We start from the raw sequence: 19,653 nt of genomic DNA, 5'->3' as shown, positions 1-19,653 counted from the left end.
GCATTCATGGTAGATACAACAACTTCTTCAGCCGCACCTGCTGAGAAAAAACTCACCCCGGGTGATATCCGTGGCGTATTTCTGCGTTCCAACTTATTCCAAGGATCTTGGAACTTTGAACGTATGCAGGCGCTGGGTTTTTGCTATTCAATGATCCCAGTTATTCGCCGTTTATACCCAGAAAACAATGATGACCGCAAACAAGCCATCAAACGTCATTTAGAGTTCTTTAATACCCACCCTTACGTTGCAGCCCCTGTGCTCGGCGTAACAATGGCGATGGAAGAACAACGGGCGAATGGCGCAGATATCGACGATGCCGCAATCAATGGGATCAAAGTTGGTTTAATGGGACCGCTAGCCGGTGTCGGTGACCCTATTTTCTGGGGTACTGTGCGTCCGGTGTTTGCCGCATTGGGTGCCGGTATCGCAATGACCGGTAGCCTATTAGGCCCCCTACTGTTCTTCGTTCTGTTTAACTTAGTACGTCTGTTAACCTTATACTACGGCATCTCTTACGGCTATAAAAAAGGACTGGATATCGTTCAAGATATGGGTGGCGGCTTCCTGCAAAAATTGACGGAAGGAGCGTCTATCCTCGGCCTCTTTGTCATGGGCGCCTTGGTCAATAAATGGACCCATGTCAATATTCCACTGGTGGTTTCTGAAATCAAAAATCAGGCCACCGGACAAATGGATGTTACCACGGTCCAAACCATTCTTGACCAACTCATGCCGGGACTGGTTCCGCTGCTGTTAACTTTCGGCTGTATGTGGTTATTACGTCATAAAGTTAATGCATTGTGGATAATTATCGGGTTCTTCGCCTTAGGTATCCTCGGTTATTGGTTAGGCTTCCTCGGTATCTAATCCAATAATAATTGTACGGGAGGTTGCGACCTCCCGTTATTGCTTTTATTCTTCACCAACTCACTACTCCACTCAAGGGCATGTTCACCATGAGTTTAAATGATATCATTCTAGCCATTATTATTCTTTTGATGCTGGCTTATGCCATTTATGATGAATTTATCCAGCCAACACGCCAAGGAAAAACTCTTCTTAAAATCAAATTAAAACGTAAGCATCGAGTGGATGCGGTTATTTTTATTGTGCTAGTATCTATTGTTATTTATACCAATATTACCCGCGATGGTAATTTATTAACCACCTATCTGTTATTAGCAACTATATTAATGGCTATTTATTTAGCATTTATTCGTTCGCCAAAGTTATTATTTAAACAAGATGGCTTTTATTTCGCGAATACTTTTATTTTATTTAATCGAATTAAAACTATGAATTTATCCGAAGACGGTATTTTAATTGTGGGATTAGAGAAAAATAAACTCTATATAAGAGTTACTCAACTAGATGATTTACAAAAGATTTATAATTTCCTATTAAATCATAAATAATTTATTTATATATTCACTTTAAAATTAAGGTTAATTAAAAATAATTAATCTTAATTTTTTTCAATTACATAAATGAAAATAATTCTCAATTAGATTTAATATCCTTAATAATATTGTTATTGCGTTTTAATTATTTTATGGTATCTTTCCGTCCACGTCATTGGGGAGTAGCCTGTTCTGAATAACCGCGTTTATTCAGAAAGTCCGTATCAACATACTCGTTTTATTTAAAACGTGGTACGGACACCAAATTCGGTTGGCAAGACCATAGACACATAAATACGCCATTGGTTGGGGGTAATTTATGTGTATATGGATAATACCCAACCGAGTCTATAATTATGAGTTTTTACGCAACCTTAATTTTGGCATTAGCCTTGTCTATGGACGCATTTGCCGTCGCAATCTGCAAAGGCGCCGTTCTGCACAAACCCCGCTTCCGAGAAATCCTCCGCACTGGTTTTATCTTTGGCATCATTGAAGCCATAACTCCCGTTATTGGTTGGGGGGTCGGCTTATTAACCAGTCAATATGTCGCTCGCTGGGATCATTGGATTGCTTTCGGTTTATTATTTGTGCTTGGCGCACGAATGATTTGGCAAAGTTATAAAACAAAAGACCAACCTTGCGAAGAACCGCAAACTCGTCACGGCTCAGTCACCCTAATCTGTACCGCTATTGCCACCAGTCTGGATGCCATGGCTATCGGTTTAGGTTTAGCCTTCCTGCAAGTTGATATTGTTCATACCGCCATGACTATCGGCCTAATGACTATGATTATGGCGACTATCGGTATGATGATCGGACGCTATATTGGCCCTATCTTAGGCAAAAAAGCAGAAATTATCGGCGGCGTAGTACTTATTGGTATCGGCTTTAATATCTTGTTTGAACATCTGCAACTATTTATGTATGCACCGGCTTAATCTTGCTGCGGCTAACACCAAATAACTACCCTATTGCCACTGTTTATTGAGTAAGTAACATTTTATATTCACGTTACTGCCCTTATTCAGTGGCAATACAACTCAATAACTATCTCTTTTATAGTCATACCTTTTATAGCTATACCGTTAAAACTCCCACGATTCTGGCTATCGAGTTACTTGGTTAACCGATAGACATTTACCATAAAATCAGCCGTGCAATGGAAATTAAGCGTACTTTTCAGCTGTTGCTTTACCGCTTCCGAAGCTCGCCAAGCAAATGGTGTCATCTGTAATAAATCAAATGCTTTACTGCCAGATAAATCAAGGGTGTAAGTCAATTGCTGTTGATCAATCAATTCAAAATTAGCCAAATCTTCATGATTAACCGGATGCAAACGCACTTCAGAATATATCAGCGCTTTTAATTGTTTCAAATGCTCAGGCGCAGGCGTGACGGTAATTAAAATGCCATTATTTTCGATAACACGCTGCAATTCTTCCGCTTTGCAAGGAGCATAAATGCGGATCACCGCCCCCATGCTGCTGTCATTAAATGGTAACCGGTGACTTGATGCGACACAAAAATTAACTTGAGTATAGCGCTTAGCCGCCGATCGGATTGCGGCCTTCGAGACATCAAGCCCAATAACATCAATCTCACGACCGAGGCTGGCTGCTTTTTCAACAAATTGTGCGGTATAATAGCCCTCACCGCAGCCAATATCTAAAATACTTTGGCTAAGCTCTGGCAAAAAATGACCTAGTTTTTCAGCCACTAAATCACGCATCGGCTGATAATAACCGGCATCTAAAAACTCACGCCGTGCCTGCATCATTTCCGCGCTATCACCGGGCTGCTTCGAGCGTTTATGCTGTACTGGCAACAGATTAACATAGCCTTCTTTAGCGCAATCAAAATGGTGATTTTGCTGGCAAATCCAGCTTTTTCCGGTTAATAACAAAGGATGATGACATAGAGGGCATTGATAATTCATAGGATTAAATACTAATAGCTAATAATGAGATGAACGCAGTATAACATATCCGCACCCAGCAACGTTGGGCTTTTACACCCACGCCACGGTCAATTATCTACTCTGATGCGCGAAATTAATGCTATTAATTTCGCAAAGTAACCGTAAAAAGAGCAATAGTGCATCGACCTCTACGCATGGGAATAAACACTACCGTCAAGAATGGTGATCACCCCATCGCTCAGGCTAATATCTGAACTATTCTGCATTGGATTTTTTAAATTTCTTCATTTTTTTCAGTGCCATGCTACGTTTTAAAGACGACAAATAATCGATAAAGATTTTTCCGTGCAGGTGATCTATCTCGTGCTGCATAACAATAGCTAAAAAATCATCATCTTGCACCAAAATTTCTTTACCTGTTCTATCCAGAGCACGCACAGTAACAGATTGATAACGCTCAACATCTGCATAAATACCGGGGACCGATAAGCAGCCTTCTTGATAGGTGGTTAATCCCTCTTTTTTGATAATTTCAGGATTGATTAAAACTAATGGTTGATCATGCGTTTCTGAAATATCAATCACAACTACCGCATGCTTATCCCCAACTTGGGGCGCGGCTAAACCTACACCGGTATCGGTGCCATATAGGGTATCCAACATATCATCAATTAACGTTTGTACTGAGTTAACATCTTGTACCGGAGTAAATTTAACTCTTAAACGCTCATCAGGGATCTCTATAATCTGTCTAACTGCCATAGCCGATATAATTCCTATTTTTATCAATCATCAAAAAATAAATTCTAACATGACGATCATAGACCGGCACTAGATTGCCGAGGGGTTTTATGACTATCGCACAAATTGCCATAAATAAAGGCGGCTAGTCTTAACGCCCAAATAACAGTATTTAACCTACAGGATCTCAATTTATAACTAAAGAGACTGCCGTGGATTGAATTCACTCTGATAGCGTACGTATCGGTTGTAAACTATGTCTTCTCTGTAATCGGATCACTCACTGACATTCTTGGAAGTCAACCTCATCCCAAGTTGCATTTGTGAACTCACTCTTTCGCACTACGTTATCAATACAAACTTAACAGCGAGTTTTAACGTTGGATAGCAACTGTAATTTTCAAGTTCGTTGAATAGGATGCTAATTTCTTTAGGAGATGATGAACGCTCACGCGCTTCAAAGATGGCAATTGACGATGCTTTAATGCTGCCGACGGCGTTTTTAATTTCATAGCCACGGTCAATGACATAGTAAAGACAGAGCCAATGATTTCACGTACCTGCAAAGCAGTGGCCCTTGCGCCGCGCTCTTTAATTTTTTGATATAAGGCTCTAACCTTCTATGTCGTGATCTCTTAGCTTGATGCTGGTAATACACCTGCGTTTAGACGCTTTTTAGCCGCCAATAATAAATTTCTTGCTTCTGCTAGCGTAATACCGTCATCACTATAGCGCCAGAAAGTTATTGTGTCTCTACACCTGTTAAAGCAGTAATTATATCTATATGATATTACGCCAGTTTTTTATACGGCAACATATAAATTATCACGATAAGCCACTTTATAACGCTTATCCTGAGGCTTTAAGCTCTTTAATTTTTTATCGGTTAACACGTCGGTATTCCTTTGCGTGATACCGTCATTTTTAATTATTTTTGAGGCGATGTTTTAATTATAAAATTATATTTTTTTATTTCACACTGTCATAGATACCGTCAAAATTATCGGCTACTATCGACTGTTAACCGCTGTAAAAAACAAAAAGGCACCAGTAAGTTACTGATGCCTTAGAATTTATCAACAACTAACGCTTGTTATCGACTGACGCTAGTTTATTCCCACTCAATAGTCGCTGGTGGCTTGCCGCTGATGTCATAGACTACGCGAGAGATCCCACCGACTTCATTGATAATACGGTTAGATACACGGCCTAAGAAATCGTACGGTAAGTGTGCCCAATGTGCGGTCATGAAATCGATAGTTTCAACTGCGCGTAATGAAACCACCCAGTCGTATTTACGGCCATCACCCATCACGCCTACAGAACGTACAGGTAAGAATACGGTGAATGCTTGGCTAACTTTATTATATAAATCAGCTTTATGCAGCTCTTCAATAAAGATAGCATCAGCACGACGTAGCAGGTCGCAATACTCTTTTTTCACTTCGCCCAAGACGCGAACACCTAAGCCTGGACCTGGGAATGGATGACGATACAGCATGTCATACGGTAACCCCAGTTCTAAACCAATTTTACGCACTTCGTCTTTGAACAATTCTTTTAATGGCTCAACCAAGCCCAGTTTCATGTCATCAGGTAACCCGCCAACGTTATGGTGAGATTTGATAACGTGAGCTTTACCCGTTGCTGATGCTGCAGATTCAATCACATCTGGATAAATCGTGCCTTGTGCTAACCATTTAACTTGAGATTGTTTTGACGCTTCTTCATCAAATACATCGATAAATACGTGGCCAATGGCTTTACGTTTTGCTTCAGGATCTGCAATACCGGCCAATGCATTTAAGAAGCGGTTTTCCGCTTCAACATGGATGATATTTAAATCAAATTTGCCGGCAAACATTTCCATAACTTGCTCAGCTTCATTTAAACGTAACAGACCGTTATCAACAAATACACATGTCAGGCGTTTACCAATAGCACGATGTAATAATAATGCAGTTACTGATGAGTCAACACCACCAGACAGTGCCAGAATAACGTGATCGTCGCCAATTTGGTCTTTCAGACGCTGAACGGTATCTTCGATAATTGCCGCCGGTGTCCACAGAGCTTCACATTGGCAAATATCTAACGCGAAACGTTTCAGAATATTCAGACCCTGATGAGTATGAGTGACTTCTGGGTGGAATTGTACCCCGTAGAAACGTTTAGCTTCGTTAGCCATAATCGCGTATGGGCAGCTTGGTGTACTAGCAACGGTTACAAAATCAGCAGGAATAGCGGTTACTTTATCGCCATGGCTCATCCAGACATCTAATACCGGTGCGCCCTGCTCTGACAGTGAATCGTGGATATCTTGGAACAGTTCACATTGCTGTTTGATTTCTACTTGTGCATAACCAAATTCGCGCTCACCGGAGACTTCGACCGCGCCGCCCAGTTGCATAGACATAGTTTGCATGCCATAACAGATACCCAATACAGGCACACCAGCACGAAAAACGTACTCTGGCGCGCGGGGGCTATCTTCAGCCGTTGTACTTTCAGGGCCGCCCGAAAGAATAATTCCATTGGGATTAAACTCACGAATTTGCTCTTCAGACACATCCCATGCCCAAAGTTCACAGTACACACCAATTTCACGGATACGACGTGCAATAAGCTGTGTGTATTGGGAACCAAAATCTAAAATAAGAATGCGATGTTTATGGATATTTGTTGTCATTTGAGGAGAATTCCAAACATTCATGTCAAAATAAAATATGGCAGTCCCGCGAAGGACCGCCCTGAAAAAATTACTGTAATTACTGACCTAAACGATAGTTCGGTGATTCTTTAGTAATAGTCACGTCATGGACATGGCTTTCTTGAATACCCGCACCACTGATACGCACAAACTCAGCTTTAGTTCTCAATTCATCGATAGTGCCACAACCCGTCAGACCCATGCATGAACGCAGTCCGCCCATTTGTTGATGAATGATATTCTTAAGTTTGCCTTTATAAGCAACGCGGCCTTCGATACCTTCTGGTACCAGTTTATCCGCAGCATTATCGGTTTGGAAGTAACGGTCTGATGATCCTTTAGACATCGCCCCTAACGATCCCATGCCACGGTACGATTTATATGAACGACCTTGGAACAGTATAGTTTCCCCTGGGGATTCATCGGTACCGGCGAACATAGAGCCGACCATTACACAGGCCGCACCCGCTGCAATCGCTTTGGAGATATCGCCAGAGAAGCGGATACCACCATCGGCGATAACCGGAATTCCCGTACCTTCTAAGGCATCAACAGCTTCGGCAATAGCAGTAATTTGCGGTACGCCGACGCCAGTAACAATACGAGTAGTACAAATAGAACCTGGGCCGATGCCCACTTTTACTGCGCTCACGCCGGCATCAGCCAGTGCTTTTGCACCTTCCGCAGTTGCAACGTTACCACCAATAATTGGCAGATTGGGATATTTTGCACGTGCATCGCGGATACGCTGTAAGACACCTTCAGAATGTCCGTGAGACGAGTCAATCAGTAAAACATCAACACCCGCAGCCACCAATGCATCAATGCGCTCTTCATTACCTGCGCCTGCGCCAACGGCCGCACCAACGCGTAAACGGCCTTGTTCGTCTTTACAGGCATTAGGTTTACGTTCTGCTTTTTGGAAATCTTTAACGGTGATCATCCCTAATAAATGGAATTTATCATCAACAACTAAAGCTTTTTCAACTCGTTTTTCATGCATTTTCTGTAACACAACATCACGAGCTTCGCCTTCTTTGACCGTTACCAAACGTTCTTTTGGGGTCATCATTGCCGTAACTGGCTGATCTAAATCAGTCACAAAACGGATATCACGGCCGGTAATAATACCTACCAAAGAATTATCTGCGGCAACAACCGGATAACCGGCAAAGCCATTACGCTCTGACAGTTCTTTAATTTCACGAATTGTGGTTTCTGGACTGACGGTGACAGGGTCGGTAACTACGCCGCTTTCGTATTTTTTCACTCGGCGAACTTCTTCTGCCTGACGTTCGATTGGCATATTTTTATGAATAAAGCCAATCCCACCTTCTTGAGCAAGTGCAATAGCCAGGTCAGATTCGGTCACGGTATCCATCGCTGCAGACAGCATTGGGATATTTAGACGAATAGTATCAGTGAGTTGAGTAGTAAGATCTGCCGTGTTAGGCAGTACATTTGAGTGTGCAGGAACGAGTAATACATCGTCGAAAGTTAGTGCTTCTTTTTTAATGCGTAACATAGGCAATATCTCACCGGGCAGCTTGTTAGAAAGGTTTAAATATTGCCGCGGCATTATACACACCGAAACCGATTGCCTCCAGCTTTATTTTCAAAAAAAAGCTTGCTAACAGCACGAGGTAGGTTAGTATCGATTGATTAAGTCATTGTTTTGAAATTTTTTCTAGCGCATATGTTAACAACTTCATCGACCGGAATTTTTTCTGTTAGCCGTTTAAATCAAACGGTCAGGGAACTACTAGACAATCAGATGGGCAGAATCTGGCTCAGTGCGGAAATTTCTAATTTTTCCCAGCCTTCTTCTGGGCATTGGTACTTCACATTAAAAGATGCCAAATCGCAAGTACGGGCTGCCATGTTTCGCGGGCAAAACGGGCGAGTAACCTTTCGTCCACAAAATGGCCATCAAGTGCTGGTTAGGGCTTCTGTTACTTTGTATGAACCTCGCGGCGACTATCAACTAATTGTCGAGAGTATGCAGCCGGCGGGCGAAGGATTATTACAGCAACAATTTGAGCTATTAAAACAAAAATTGAGCGCAGAAGGATTATTTGAATCTGCCCATAAAAAGCCGTTGCCTTCACCGGCAAAATGTGTCGGTATTATCACCTCGGCAACGGGCGCAGCACTGCATGATATTTTGCATATTTTGCGCCGCAGAGACTCTTCACTGCCGATTATTATCTATCCCACTGCGGTTCAAGGAGATGGCGCCCCAGCACAAATTGTTCGTGCTATTGAAATTGCTAATCGACGCCAAGAATGTGATGTTTTAATTGTTGGCCGCGGCGGTGGCTCTTTAGAAGATCTGTGGGCATTTAATGATGAAAAAGTCGCCCGGGCAATTTTTACTAGCCAATTACCGATTGTCAGTGCCGTAGGCCATGAAACCGATGTAACTATTGCTGATTTTGTGGCGGATTTACGGGCACCTACGCCTTCGGCTGCCGCAGAAGTGATTAGCCGCAATCAACAAGAGTTACTACGACAATTAAACAGCCACCAGCAGCGGTTGGAAATGGCGCTGGATTATTATCTGGCGAATAAACATAAGCGTTTCATTCAATTACATCATCGTTTGCAACAGCAGCACCCTCAATTACGCTTAGCGCGGCAGCAAAATCGACTCGCGACGTTAAATCAACACCTTACTCAATCCATGAGTCGCCTATTACAGCGCCGAATGACTCAATATACACAGATGAGTCGTCAATTAATGCAACATGATCTTCGGCCACAAGTTCAGCAATATCAGCAGCATATTAATCAATATCAATATCGTCTACAGCGTTCACTAGTTACAGTATTGAATAATTATCGCCAGCGCTTTGCCGTCGCCTGTTCAAAAATGGAAACAGTGAGCCCATTAGCGACCTTGGCCCGAGGATTTAGTATTAGTGAAACCCCAACGGGTGAAGTACTAAAAGGTGTCAGCCAAGTTAAAAAAGGTCAAATGTTGCGTACCCGCTTGCACGATGGCTGGGTTGATAGTGAAATCACCGCGATCAAAAAAATTCGCCAACGTAAAACTGCACCCGTCAGCAAAACCTAATCTAAGCTGTGGCATTCGGGCGATTACTGCTCGAATGCCTCTCGTATTGATATTGATCGAATCACTTAGTGACTCAATAACCTTTTTGTTAAATGCTGAATAAGCTTAAAAACGTACCGCTGCACCCAGCATATAGGTGCGTCCGCGAGCTGTATGTTGATCTTTCTCACTTATCTTGGCCGATGAATTTGCACGATTTAGCGCGTCTGAATAACTGCGGTTAGTGATATTATTCACATTAAACATCAATTTAATCTGTCGATTAATCGTGTATTTTGCATACAAATCAATAATTGTCGGCTGCTGTTCATATTGCTCAGTCATAATATCGCCACTTTCATTTCTTTCGCCTGAAGGGGTAATCCGCTTAGAAGGGCCGGTAATAGTGATCAGGGTGCCAAGTTTTAAGCGCTTATCCAGTAAACGTATGCCGGAATCTAAGCTCAAATAGTATTCTGGCAACTCTGAAATATCTCCGGCGCTAAACGCATCAGAGCTATAAGTCACGGACATCGGCTGATTGCTGCTTTCCTTACTGTACGACAAGGTCGAATAAAATAGGCCGGCATCATAATCCGCCTGCAGTTCATAACCATGCAGCGTGACTTTATCGGGGTTATTTTGGTAGATATACATGCTAACATTGGCATTAACATCATAATTATCAAAAGCATCGTCGTTATTTAAGCAACGATGATATTCATCATCAGCATGAGTACGGCACAAAATGTAACCGCGACTATAAATATAATCGGTCAATTTACTGTGATACCACAAGGCTTTGAGCCTTAATACATCCCCAGTAATAATTAAATCAGGTCGATAACTGTTAAATCCTAACTGAACCGTTTGGGCTTTTTCTCCTTTCAAGAAAGGATTCATCGATGCTCCCCCTTCATTAGAAAAAAAAGCTTCTTGAGCATTGGGGGCACGCATACTGTAGGCATAACTGGCAAATGGTTGAAATTCAGGGATAATTTCAGCTGAAAGCAACACGCCAGGGTTAAATCCGCCGTGCTTTAATCGAAAATCAGCGGCACCTTCGGGAAAACATTTTTCTCGCGCATCACATGCCGGCTTATGCCCCTTAACATCATAATAGGTATAGTTAATATCAAACTCAGCGGTATAAATTTGATAATCCATTTTTAATTTAGCATAAGCGCTAGCCAAATTTTGTTTTCCTGATGGAGAGAATGGATTTCTAATCATCGTATCAACCGTGCTGGCAGTACTCACTTGTCGATGATATTTAGTCGCGATGAGTTTTGATCCTAACGTGAATTGATAATCAATATTGTGGAGTGAAAAGCGACTGGTATTAAATCCATTCATCGCCCATGATTGATGATAGGAATTACCTTGGCGTAATGCCCACCCTAGTGAATCCCCTGAAAAATCCTGATGACTCTGGCTATTACTTAACAGGACTTCACTGTCAATAAAATCATTAAACGGTGTATAGTTATATTTTATAAAATAATCTTTAGTATTTATATTACGGCGAGTTAATTTATTTTGATACCAACGGCCACTTAATTCGAGTTGATGAAAATCATTAACTTTATAGTTAATTTTTGCCAGTTGTGATTTAGGCCGTTGTTTAAAAGTACTGTCTGTAGCAAATTCATCACTATTTATACCATCACCATTTTTATAATTGCCTGGAATATTATGTCCACTTAATGCTATCAAACCGCCAATATACCCCTGCGATGAATTTAGCGCTATTTTGGTACCCAATGCCAACATGCCGTTATAGCCTATACCATTATTCCCCCAACGGGTTTTACTGCGGATGCCATAAACATGCGGAGAAAAAATAACATCATCTATCGCCAAAGTGCGAAAATTTGCGCTACCCGCTAATGCATTAATACTATTGCCCCCATTAAGTTGCCCTTTTTCAACCTCTAACGCCACAATAAAATTAGGATCAATCATGCTACCAAATTGACTATAAGGTTGCTGGCCATGGGTATATTGACTCGGCGAAATTCCGTAATAACTTTGACTGACGCCATCAACCATCATATTTACGCGCCCCAAGCCACTGAGCCCGCGAATATTAACGTTGACTGCCCCTTGGCTACCATCCATTTGGGTATACACCCCCGGCAAAGTACGTATCGCGCTATCAAGCGATTGTAAATTATATTCTACGCTGAGTGCACTATAGGCGCCTGGCCGTTCTAAGGCTTGAGTTGATGGGGTATTCTTAGTACTGCCCGATATTTTTAATGGGCGAAAGATGCGTGCTTGCTGGCTATTACCTGAATTTGGCGCTTGCGCCTGTGCTATCTGTGTGATCGTTATCAGCATTATCCCTACAGGAAAAATACCTAACGATATTAATTGGGTGATTTTATTCATTAAACAGTTCCGTAAATTTATCCATAAATTTAAACAGATCTTAATAACCGATATCTTTTCTAGATAAGATAGAAATATAAGATACCATGGGGTATTATTCTAAATGAAATATTAATTATAGACATTCAATGAGCCTGTGTTATATACCGCGCTAGACTTTTATAAATGCTTTCATTTAAATAAATAATCATCCCAATCCGTAAGGTAGGTTTTTAAGATAGCTTATTTACCATAAACTCACTTGCTTAATAAAAAATAACTTAAGTCTTATTTCTGTAAATATATTACAAATATATACTTGAGAAATAAAATAATTTTAGCTTGATATATCAACCAATTAGAAATATTTCATTTTAATCATGGAGTTAAAGATATAGTTTATAAAATACTTTCAATTAATATAATTTATTATCAGTTTTATTTTTATTTTTATTTTTATTTTATGAATCTAGCGCCTAATTTATTTAGAGACTAGATTCATTATTATATTCACATAGTGACAGTGAATAGTCTGTGAAAATAGTGCCGGAAAATAGTACCGGCAAGTATCATATCCACATAATATTAGTTTAATTGTGGGAAATAATTAGCTTTATTTTCCAGCATTAACAAAAAACTGTATTCGGTTGCAATATCTTCCAGTGCACTAAAACGACCAGATTTACCACCATGTCCCGCGCTCATATTGGTTTCCAATAAGAGTAAAGAGTTACCTTGTTTATAATCGCGTAGCTTAGCCACCCATTTTGCCGGTTCCCAATATTGTACTTGCGAATCATGCAATCCCGTAGTAACCAACAAATGCGGATATCGCTGTGGTTTTATATTGTCATAAGGACTATAGGCCAACATAGTAAAATAAGCCTTTGACTGATTAGGATCGCCCCACTCATCATATTCCCCAGTAGTTAGCGGAATAGATGCATCTAGCATGGTGGTCATAACATCCACAAATGGCACCGCAGCCACCACGCCTTGATATAACCCCGGCGCCATATTAATCACCGCGCCCATCAACAATCCCCCCGCACTGCCCCCCATAGCATAAATATGCTCAGGATGGCCATAACCCAAGGAAATCAATCCATGAGTAACATCGATAAAATCAGTAAAAGTATTTTTCTTATTGGCTAATTTACCTTGATTATACCATTTTTTACCCAGCTCACCGCCGCCTCGAATATGGGCAATCGCATACACAAAACCTCGATCTAATAATGACAAGCGTGAAGAACTAAACGATGGATCCATGCTAGCGCCGTAAGCACCATAGCCGTAGACTAATAATGGATTATCACCCGTTTTAAACAGATCACTACGATACACCAATGAAACCGGGACTTTTACACCATCCTGCGCCTCAATCCATACCCGTTTACTGGCGTATAATGCGCCATTAAACCCTTTAACGTCTTGCTGTTTTAATAACTGGCGTTCTTGAGTGCACATATTTATTTCAAAAGTGGTGGTCGGCGTGGTCATTGAGGAATAACCATAGCGTAAATAGTCACTATCAGGCTCTGGATTATAACCAATCCACACCATATAGGCGGGATCATCTAACGGAATATAGCGCTCTTCTTGGGTTTGCCAATTAATTTGACGTAACTTAACCAGACCATTTTCACGCTCTTCAGTCACTAACCATTTATTGAATAACTCAAAATCTTCCAGATCAATCCCCTCACGCGGGGCAATTACCGTTTTCCAGTTATTTCCAGGATGGTCGGTAGAATATAAACCAAACAGTTCATTTTCATGATTAGCACGCAAATAAAAATTATCTTTAAAGTGATCAAGATAATATTCGATGCCGATTTCTCGAGGTTTAAACGTCACCATCTCGCGCTGTGGATTAGCGGCATCAATTAAGCGATATTCCGCAGTTTCTGTACTGGTTATCGCGACTAAAATGTACTGTTTAGACGTCGATTTAGACAAACTGATATAAAAAGTGTCGTCCAGCTCTTCATAAATTTTCTGATCATGCTGCTGTGTACTGCCATATTGATGACGATAGACTTGATAAGGTAACAGCGTTTTAGGATGTTTATGCACATAAAACAGTGTGTTGCTATCTGCCGCCCAGACTATATTCCCCGAGGTCCCCTGCAAGACATTATCTTGCCATGCATTATCATCAACTTGGCGAAATGAAATCGAAAAATTATTGCGTCCTTGTTTATCTTCAGCAACCGCGATAATTTTATTGTCCGGTGAAATCGCTAATGCGCCAAGACGATAAAACTCACTGCCTTCTGCGCGTTGATTACCATCGATCAGCGTTTGCCAATCATCTTGGTTACTTTCTAGATCACTGTTATTTTGCTGACTATTATGTTGATTTTCTGCTCGGCGAGTCGCAGGTTTTCGTTGATAAATTGGATAATTTTTGCCGCTAACATACACCGTACGATAAGTGTAACCATTTGAGGTATAAGGCACGGATTGATCGTCTTGTTTCATGCGACCGACTAATTCGGTGTAAATCTCTTCACGCAGCGTTTCACCGGGCGCCAGCATCTGCTGAGTATAGCGATTTTCCTGCTCAAGATAATCGAGAACCTCCGGCGACTGACGCTCATCATCGCGCAGCCAATAATAGTTATCGAGGCGAGTATCACCATGAATTGTCATGCTATGGGGCTGTTTTTTAGCCTGCGGTGCGTTCATTTTTTCCTCCGCCAATATATTTCCTGAATTAAAACTTAATAGGGCAATCAAGCACCAATGTGCGATCCGCTGCGGATCAAGCATCCAGCTTAATGGTTTATGCATTTATTTTCTCTTTAATTCATTCAGTAACCGGTGAAAATAATGTGCTTTTTAGCATATTGACCAAAACTCACTCATTTAATAAAAAAACAATGGGTAAAATCACCGTTACTTGCCCGTGAGCTAACGCTTCGGGCGGCGGAATTGGCAGCGGTTGGGCGCGTTTGATAACTCGTTCAGCTTCTCTATCTAATGCCCGTGTTCCTGAGCTACGCAATAATGACTGTTGCAGTACATAACCCTCGGCATCGACTACAAACGACACTACTGGTGTCCCGCTGCGATTTCGCCGATGTGCATCTGTGGGATATTGCTTAAACTTGATTAAATGCCCAAGTACCCGTGCCTGCCATTGCTGCTCCTCATTGTTCACTTCATGGGACTCACTTTGATAACTTGCCGCCGTTTTATCACTCACGATTTGGGCAATAGCGTCGCTAGTAAACTGTGCCCGGCTAGCTTGGGTATTGTCGCTAGGTCGCTGTGCGGGGATATTTTTCGGCGTAGGTACGGCTGAAATTATGGGTTTTTGCTGTTGCTGCGGTGATTTTTTAGGCTGCACCTGTATATCTGCCTGTTCATTCTCGGCCAATAATAACCATTGCGGTGTCTCACGCATGGCTTCTTGGGCTGTCATCAATGCGGACAATTGCTGCTCTGGCCCAATATGCGGCTCAATCTGTTTTTTAGCTTGATGATCAAACGAAAACTCTACAATCACTGAAGCGGCAGGTAATACTTCATCCCATTGATAGATATTATTTTTAGTCATTAACCAAGCCAAAAACACCCCATGTATCGCGAGAGCAATTATGCCGGCGATAATCAGGTTTATTCGGTTATCAGAGGGAAGCAGCAAGGTCTTCATCTTCGGTAATAACATCTCATCTAATGGACAATAAATATATGAGAATGATAATCACTTAAAGATAAAATGACAGTTATTTAGACAGATTATCTGCGCCAAAGTGATTTTTCGGACCCAAATCCCCTATTGGCGCAGTCATGCTAACGCTTTCTATGAAGAACTTGGGGTATACCAAACATAATCGGCATGCATATTATTAATTTCACTGCCTTGTTCACTGAGGATAAGCACACTCATCTCAGCACTCGACGCCAGATCCTGCACATGCAATGGTACACCAACGACTCGAGTTGCATGATATCCACCAGCAAATAACCACGCAGGACGCGGCGCGGCTAATAATTGCTGTGCCATACGGCGATCACGCATTTGTTGGATAGTCGTCATTTTATTTATTTGCTCTGCGGTTAATTGACCGCCATGCGAGCTATCGATCATTTGATTTATCATCTCGCGGACTGTCGGTTGGGTAGAATAAGTACCGGCCAGTTGTATCGGATTATCATACAGTTGGGTAATTTCCTGCCGATCTAAATTGGCAGCTAATAGCGGATATGATGCATAAAGTAACGTTTTTGTAAACTCGCCATAATGTTCCCACGGCCAGCCCTGCTGCCAAGCTAATGCATGCTGTAATGTCTCATCACGAACATAAGGTTTGGATCGCAGCCATTGCTTCACTTGATCGACCTTCGGCTGTTGGGCAGGAACCAGCATTTCCAGCAAAACAGCGCCTTGTGGTCGCTGCTGTGCAACTTGCTGTATTAGCCAACGTTCAATCTGATGATGATAACGGTTATCGTGCTTTTCCCCGACTATCACCAATGACGAATCCGATAACCGCTGTACCAACTGTGCCGGAGTTATCGCTTTACCGGTATGCAAATCAATAATATTTCCGTGGGTAATTAATTCTGCCGCTAAGGGATCAATAGATGGTTTGTCTGATGGTTGATTCAATGATTGAACACAGCCCGCCAGCAAAAATAAGGATACTGATAGAATTAATTTATTGAATTTAATCAATTTTGATTTCATGAATGATAGCTCGAAACGTTAAACTAATGTAGCAAATAGGCCGCCCAAGATAGCGGTAATGAGAACTATTAGCAATAAAAAACCTCTGTAACCTTATACTGTTACAGAGGTCAATTTAGTGCCCTAGCCTATTATAATGCTGGCGGGATTAACGATAAGCTCACAGAGTTTTAGCTACTATAAGGGTTGCGTTTGTGCTTCTACGGCAGCTAATGCGACCATATTAACAATACGACGCACCGAAGCAATTTGAGTTAAAACATGCACTGGTTTTGCTACCCCCATTAATACAGGCCCCACCGTTACGCCGTCTGAGCTGGTCACGCGTAACAAATTATAACTGATACGTGCAGCCTCCATCGTTGGCATAATCAATAGATTAGCTGAACCTTTTAGCGGACTATCCGGCATTACATCCTGACGAATTGCTTCTACCAACGCTGCATCGGCGTGCATTTCACCGTCTATCTCTAAATTCGGGGCTTTCGCTCGAACCAAGGCTAGCGTATCACGCATTTTTTGCGCGGAAGGACAATCTGATGAACCAAAACTGGAACGAGATAATAACGCCACTTTAGGCTCAATACCAAAACGACGCACGGTATCTGCCGCCATAATCGTTATTTCGGCTAGTTGTTCTGCTGTTGGATCTTCATTAACATACGTATCAGTGATAAACGTATTACCCGTCGGCAGTAATAACGCATTCATCGCCCCTGCGGTGTGAACACCTTCGCGGAAACCAAAAATGTTTTTTACCACGTCATAGTGTTCGCTATAACTGCCTACAGTACCGCAAATCATGCCATCGGCTTCACCTCGTAACACCATAATACCGCCAATTAAGGTTGGATTACCTATCACTGCACGACGTGCCATTTCTGGCGAAACCCCACGGCGTTTCATAATTTGATAATATTCTTGCCAGTATTCTTTAAAACGTGGATCGTTTTCATTATTAACGATTTCAAAATCTTTGCCGATTTCAAGATGTAAACCTAACTTATTGATTCGGCTTTCAATAACGCTTGGGCGTCCGATCAATATAGGGTGTGCTAATCCTAAAGATACTAATTCTTGAGTTGCATGTAATACGCGATTATCTTCACCTTCAGCTAATACAATGCGTTTTTTCTCTTTTTTCGCCTGTGAGAAAATAGGTTTCATAAACAAGTTTGTTTTATACACAAACTGATTGAGTCGTTCGGTATAAGCATCAAAATCACTAATTGGACGCGTTGCAACCCCTGAGTCCATTGCGGCTTTCGCTACAGCTGGCGCTATTTTTACGATAAGACGTGGATCAAATGGCTTAGGAATAATATATTCTGGACCAAAGCATAAATCTTGATCACCATACGCAGAAGCAACTTCTTCATTTTGTTCAGCTAAAGCTAAATCAGCAATCGCATGTACACAGGCTAATTTCATTTCTTCGTTAATAGCCGTTGCCCCAACATCTAGCGCGCCACGGAAAATAAACGGGAAACATAAGACGTTATTGACCTGATTCGGATAATCAGAGCGTCCGGTACAAATAATCGCATCTGGGCGCACTTGTTTAGCTAATGGCGGTAAAATTTCAGGTTCTGGGTTGGCTAATGCTAAAATTAACGGGTCTTTTGCCATGGTTTTAACCATCTCAGGCGTAAGGACTTTAGGGCCTGAGCAACCGAGGAAGATATCAGCATTTGGTATAACATCAGCGAGAGTTCTGCTGCCATTATCGTCAATAGCATACGCGGCTTTAGTAACATCCATGCGCGTATCACGACCTTTATAAATTACGCCTTTTGAATCACATACCGTGATATTTTCACGTTTCAGGCCTAAGGTCAGTAACAAATTCATACAAGCAATAGAAGCCGCCCCGGCGCCTGAAACGACTAAACGTACATTTTCAATCTGTTTTTTAACAATACGTAGTCCATTCAAAACAGCAGCAGTACAAATAATTGCGGTACCATGTTGATCATCATGAAAAACGGGGATATTCATGCGCTCACGCAGTTTTTTTTCAATATAGAAACACTCGGGCGCTTTAATATCTTCTAAGTTAATCCCACCAAAGGTCGGCTCCATCGCCGCTACAACTTCGATCAATTTGTCAGGATCGGTTTCATCTATTTCAATATCAAAGACATCAATACCCGAGAATTTTTTAAATAAGACGCCTTTACCTTCCATGACTGGCTTACCGGCTAAAGCCCCTATATTACCCAGCCCCAACACTGCAGTGCCGTTAGAAATAACACCGACTAAATTGCCTTTTGCGGTATAGCGATAAGCCGCTAAAGGATCTTCTGCAATTTCAAGGCAAGGCGCAGCAACGCCCGGAGAATAAGCTAACGCTAAATCACGCTGGGTGGTTAAGGGTTTAGTCGGCGTTACCGCTATCTTTCCTGGCTGTGGAAATTCGTGAAAATCAAGAGCACTTTGTTTTAATTGTTTGTCCATCATAACGTCCTTTCTAATCTTATAGAGGTAAGAGCCAAACTAGTATAAACATAACGCATAGCTAAATCATGAACATCGCTCGAAATTACATAATTTTTATTTATCTGAGATGGTTCTATCTAATCGATGTAATTTTCACCGGCCATGTCATCAATTAGTATGAAAATATATGAATACTAACTATTAACAATGCCTATTTTATATCTAATAAGATTAGGTTATCATCAGCCAGATACAATAATATTCCAATTAACATCGCTATTAAAATAATCACAAAAATATTAATTAATA

At 41.5% G+C, this 19,653-nt stretch carries 13 protein-coding genes and 1 riboswitch; of the genes, 4 read left to right on the top strand and 9 right to left on the bottom strand.

Features of this window, described 5'->3' with window-relative positions:
* Nucleotides 1-6: 6 nt before the first annotated feature.
* The 3 genes from M992_RS09075 to mntP all read left to right on the top strand — a co-directional run bounded on the left by M992_RS09075 (nt 7) and on the right by mntP (nt 2,344).
* Nucleotides 7-870: a PTS mannose transporter subunit IID gene (locus tag M992_RS09075; RefSeq protein WP_047254696.1), complete on the top strand. Its 864-nt coding sequence runs from the start codon at nt 7-9 to the stop codon at nt 868-870.
* 89 nt (nt 871-959) lie between these two features.
* The gene (locus M992_RS09070) at nt 960-1,418 is read left to right on the top strand and encodes a DUF986 family protein (protein WP_053908226.1); all 459 of its coding nucleotides are present in this window, start codon (nt 960-962) and stop codon (nt 1,416-1,418) included.
* Between the two features lie 148 nt (nt 1,419-1,566).
* A riboswitch (yybP-ykoY riboswitch) is annotated at nt 1,567-1,711 on the top strand.
* Nucleotides 1,712-1,759: 48 nt separating this feature from the next.
* A complete protein-coding gene (gene mntP, locus M992_RS09065) occupies nt 1,760-2,344 on the top strand; it encodes a manganese efflux pump MntP (RefSeq protein WP_047256405.1) in 585 nt (194 codons plus the stop codon).
* 176 nt (nt 2,345-2,520) lie between these two features.
* Here mntP and rlmA read toward each other — a convergent pair whose 3' ends face one another.
* The 4 genes from rlmA to guaB all read right to left on the bottom strand — a co-directional run bounded on the left by rlmA (nt 2,521) and on the right by guaB (nt 8,300).
* A complete protein-coding gene (rlmA, locus tag M992_RS09060; protein ID WP_053908225.1) occupies nt 2,521-3,342 on the bottom strand; it encodes a 23S rRNA (guanine(745)-N(1))-methyltransferase in 822 nt (273 codons plus the stop codon).
* A 237-nt stretch (nt 3,343-3,579) separates the two neighbouring features.
* On the bottom strand, nt 3,580-4,086 hold the full coding sequence (gene def, locus M992_RS09055) for a peptide deformylase (protein WP_053908224.1): 507 nt from the start codon (nt 4,084-4,086) through the stop codon (nt 3,580-3,582).
* 1,090 nt (nt 4,087-5,176) lie between these two features.
* Entirely contained in the window at nt 5,177-6,754 is a 1,578-nt protein-coding gene (guaA, locus tag M992_RS09050) for a glutamine-hydrolyzing GMP synthase (RefSeq protein ID WP_053908223.1), read from the bottom strand.
* Nucleotides 6,755-6,833: 79 nt separating this feature from the next.
* Complete coding sequence (guaB, locus tag M992_RS09045; protein ID WP_053908537.1) at nt 6,834-8,300, bottom strand: IMP dehydrogenase; 1,467 nt, start codon at nt 8,298-8,300, stop codon at nt 6,834-6,836.
* A 171-nt stretch (nt 8,301-8,471) separates the two neighbouring features.
* Here guaB and xseA point away from each other — a divergent pair, with 171 nt between their 5' ends.
* Nucleotides 8,472-9,851, top strand: coding sequence for an exodeoxyribonuclease VII large subunit (xseA, locus tag M992_RS09040; RefSeq protein WP_053908222.1), 1,380 nt, complete (start codon nt 8,472-8,474; stop codon nt 9,849-9,851).
* A gap of 105 nt (nt 9,852-9,956) precedes the next feature.
* Here xseA and M992_RS09035 read toward each other — a convergent pair whose 3' ends face one another.
* The 5 genes from M992_RS09035 to maeB form a co-directional block, all read right to left on the bottom strand.
* Nucleotides 9,957-12,224 carry a TonB-dependent receptor domain-containing protein gene (locus M992_RS09035; protein ID WP_053908221.1) on the bottom strand — a complete coding sequence of 756 codons (2,268 nt, stop codon included), beginning with the start codon at nt 12,222-12,224 and terminating at the stop codon, nt 9,957-9,959.
* A 564-nt stretch (nt 12,225-12,788) separates the two neighbouring features.
* Nucleotides 12,789-14,897, bottom strand: coding sequence for a S9 family peptidase (locus M992_RS09030; protein ID WP_134473776.1), 2,109 nt, complete (start codon nt 14,895-14,897; stop codon nt 12,789-12,791).
* 172 nt (nt 14,898-15,069) lie between these two features.
* Complete coding sequence (locus M992_RS09025; protein WP_053908220.1) at nt 15,070-15,867, bottom strand: energy transducer TonB family protein; 798 nt, start codon at nt 15,865-15,867, stop codon at nt 15,070-15,072.
* Between the two features lie 150 nt (nt 15,868-16,017).
* Nucleotides 16,018-16,905: a ChaN family lipoprotein gene (locus tag M992_RS09020; RefSeq protein ID WP_053908219.1), complete on the bottom strand. Its 888-nt coding sequence runs from the start codon at nt 16,903-16,905 to the stop codon at nt 16,018-16,020.
* A gap of 177 nt (nt 16,906-17,082) precedes the next feature.
* The gene (gene maeB, locus M992_RS09015; protein ID WP_053908218.1) at nt 17,083-19,362 is read right to left on the bottom strand and encodes an NADP-dependent oxaloacetate-decarboxylating malate dehydrogenase; all 2,280 of its coding nucleotides are present in this window, start codon (nt 19,360-19,362) and stop codon (nt 17,083-17,085) included.
* Nucleotides 19,363-19,653 lie beyond the last annotated feature (291 nt).

Origin of the sequence: Moellerella wisconsensis ATCC 35017 (assembly GCF_001294465.1) — a bacterium.
GTDB lineage: Bacteria > Pseudomonadota > Gammaproteobacteria > Enterobacterales > Enterobacteriaceae > Moellerella > Moellerella wisconsensis.
This window is presented reverse-complemented; position numbering and strand designations above follow the sequence as displayed.

Coding starts and splice junctions, on each gene's coding strand:
- M992_RS09070 (WP_053908226.1), top strand. CDS start 960: ATGAGTTTAAATGATATCATTCTAGCCATTATTATTCTTTTGATGCTG.
- guaA (WP_053908223.1), bottom strand. CDS start 6,754: ATGACAACAAATATCCATAAACATCGCATTCTTATTTTAGATTTTGGT.
- M992_RS09035 (WP_053908221.1), bottom strand. CDS start 12,224: ATGAATAAAATCACCCAATTAATATCGTTAGGTATTTTTCCTGTAGGG.
- mntP (WP_047256405.1), top strand. CDS start 1,760: ATGAGTTTTTACGCAACCTTAATTTTGGCATTAGCCTTGTCTATGGAC.
- M992_RS09075 (WP_047254696.1), top strand. CDS start 7: ATGGTAGATACAACAACTTCTTCAGCCGCACCTGCTGAGAAAAAACTC.
- M992_RS09025 (WP_053908220.1), bottom strand. CDS start 15,867: ATGAAGACCTTGCTGCTTCCCTCTGATAACCGAATAAACCTGATTATC.
- M992_RS09020 (WP_053908219.1), bottom strand. CDS start 16,905: ATGAAATCAAAATTGATTAAATTCAATAAATTAATTCTATCAGTATCC.
- maeB (WP_053908218.1), bottom strand. CDS start 19,362: ATGGACAAACAATTAAAACAAAGTGCTCTTGATTTTCACGAATTTCCA.
- def (WP_053908224.1), bottom strand. CDS start 4,086: ATGGCAGTTAGACAGATTATAGAGATCCCTGATGAGCGTTTAAGAGTT.
- xseA (WP_053908222.1), top strand. CDS start 8,472: ATGTTAACAACTTCATCGACCGGAATTTTTTCTGTTAGCCGTTTAAAT.
- M992_RS09030 (WP_134473776.1), bottom strand. CDS start 14,897: ATGAACGCACCGCAGGCTAAAAAACAGCCCCATAGCATGACAATTCAT.
- guaB (WP_053908537.1), bottom strand. CDS start 8,300: ATGTTACGCATTAAAAAAGAAGCACTAACTTTCGACGATGTATTACTC.
- rlmA (WP_053908225.1), bottom strand. CDS start 3,342: ATGAATTATCAATGCCCTCTATGTCATCATCCTTTGTTATTAACCGGA.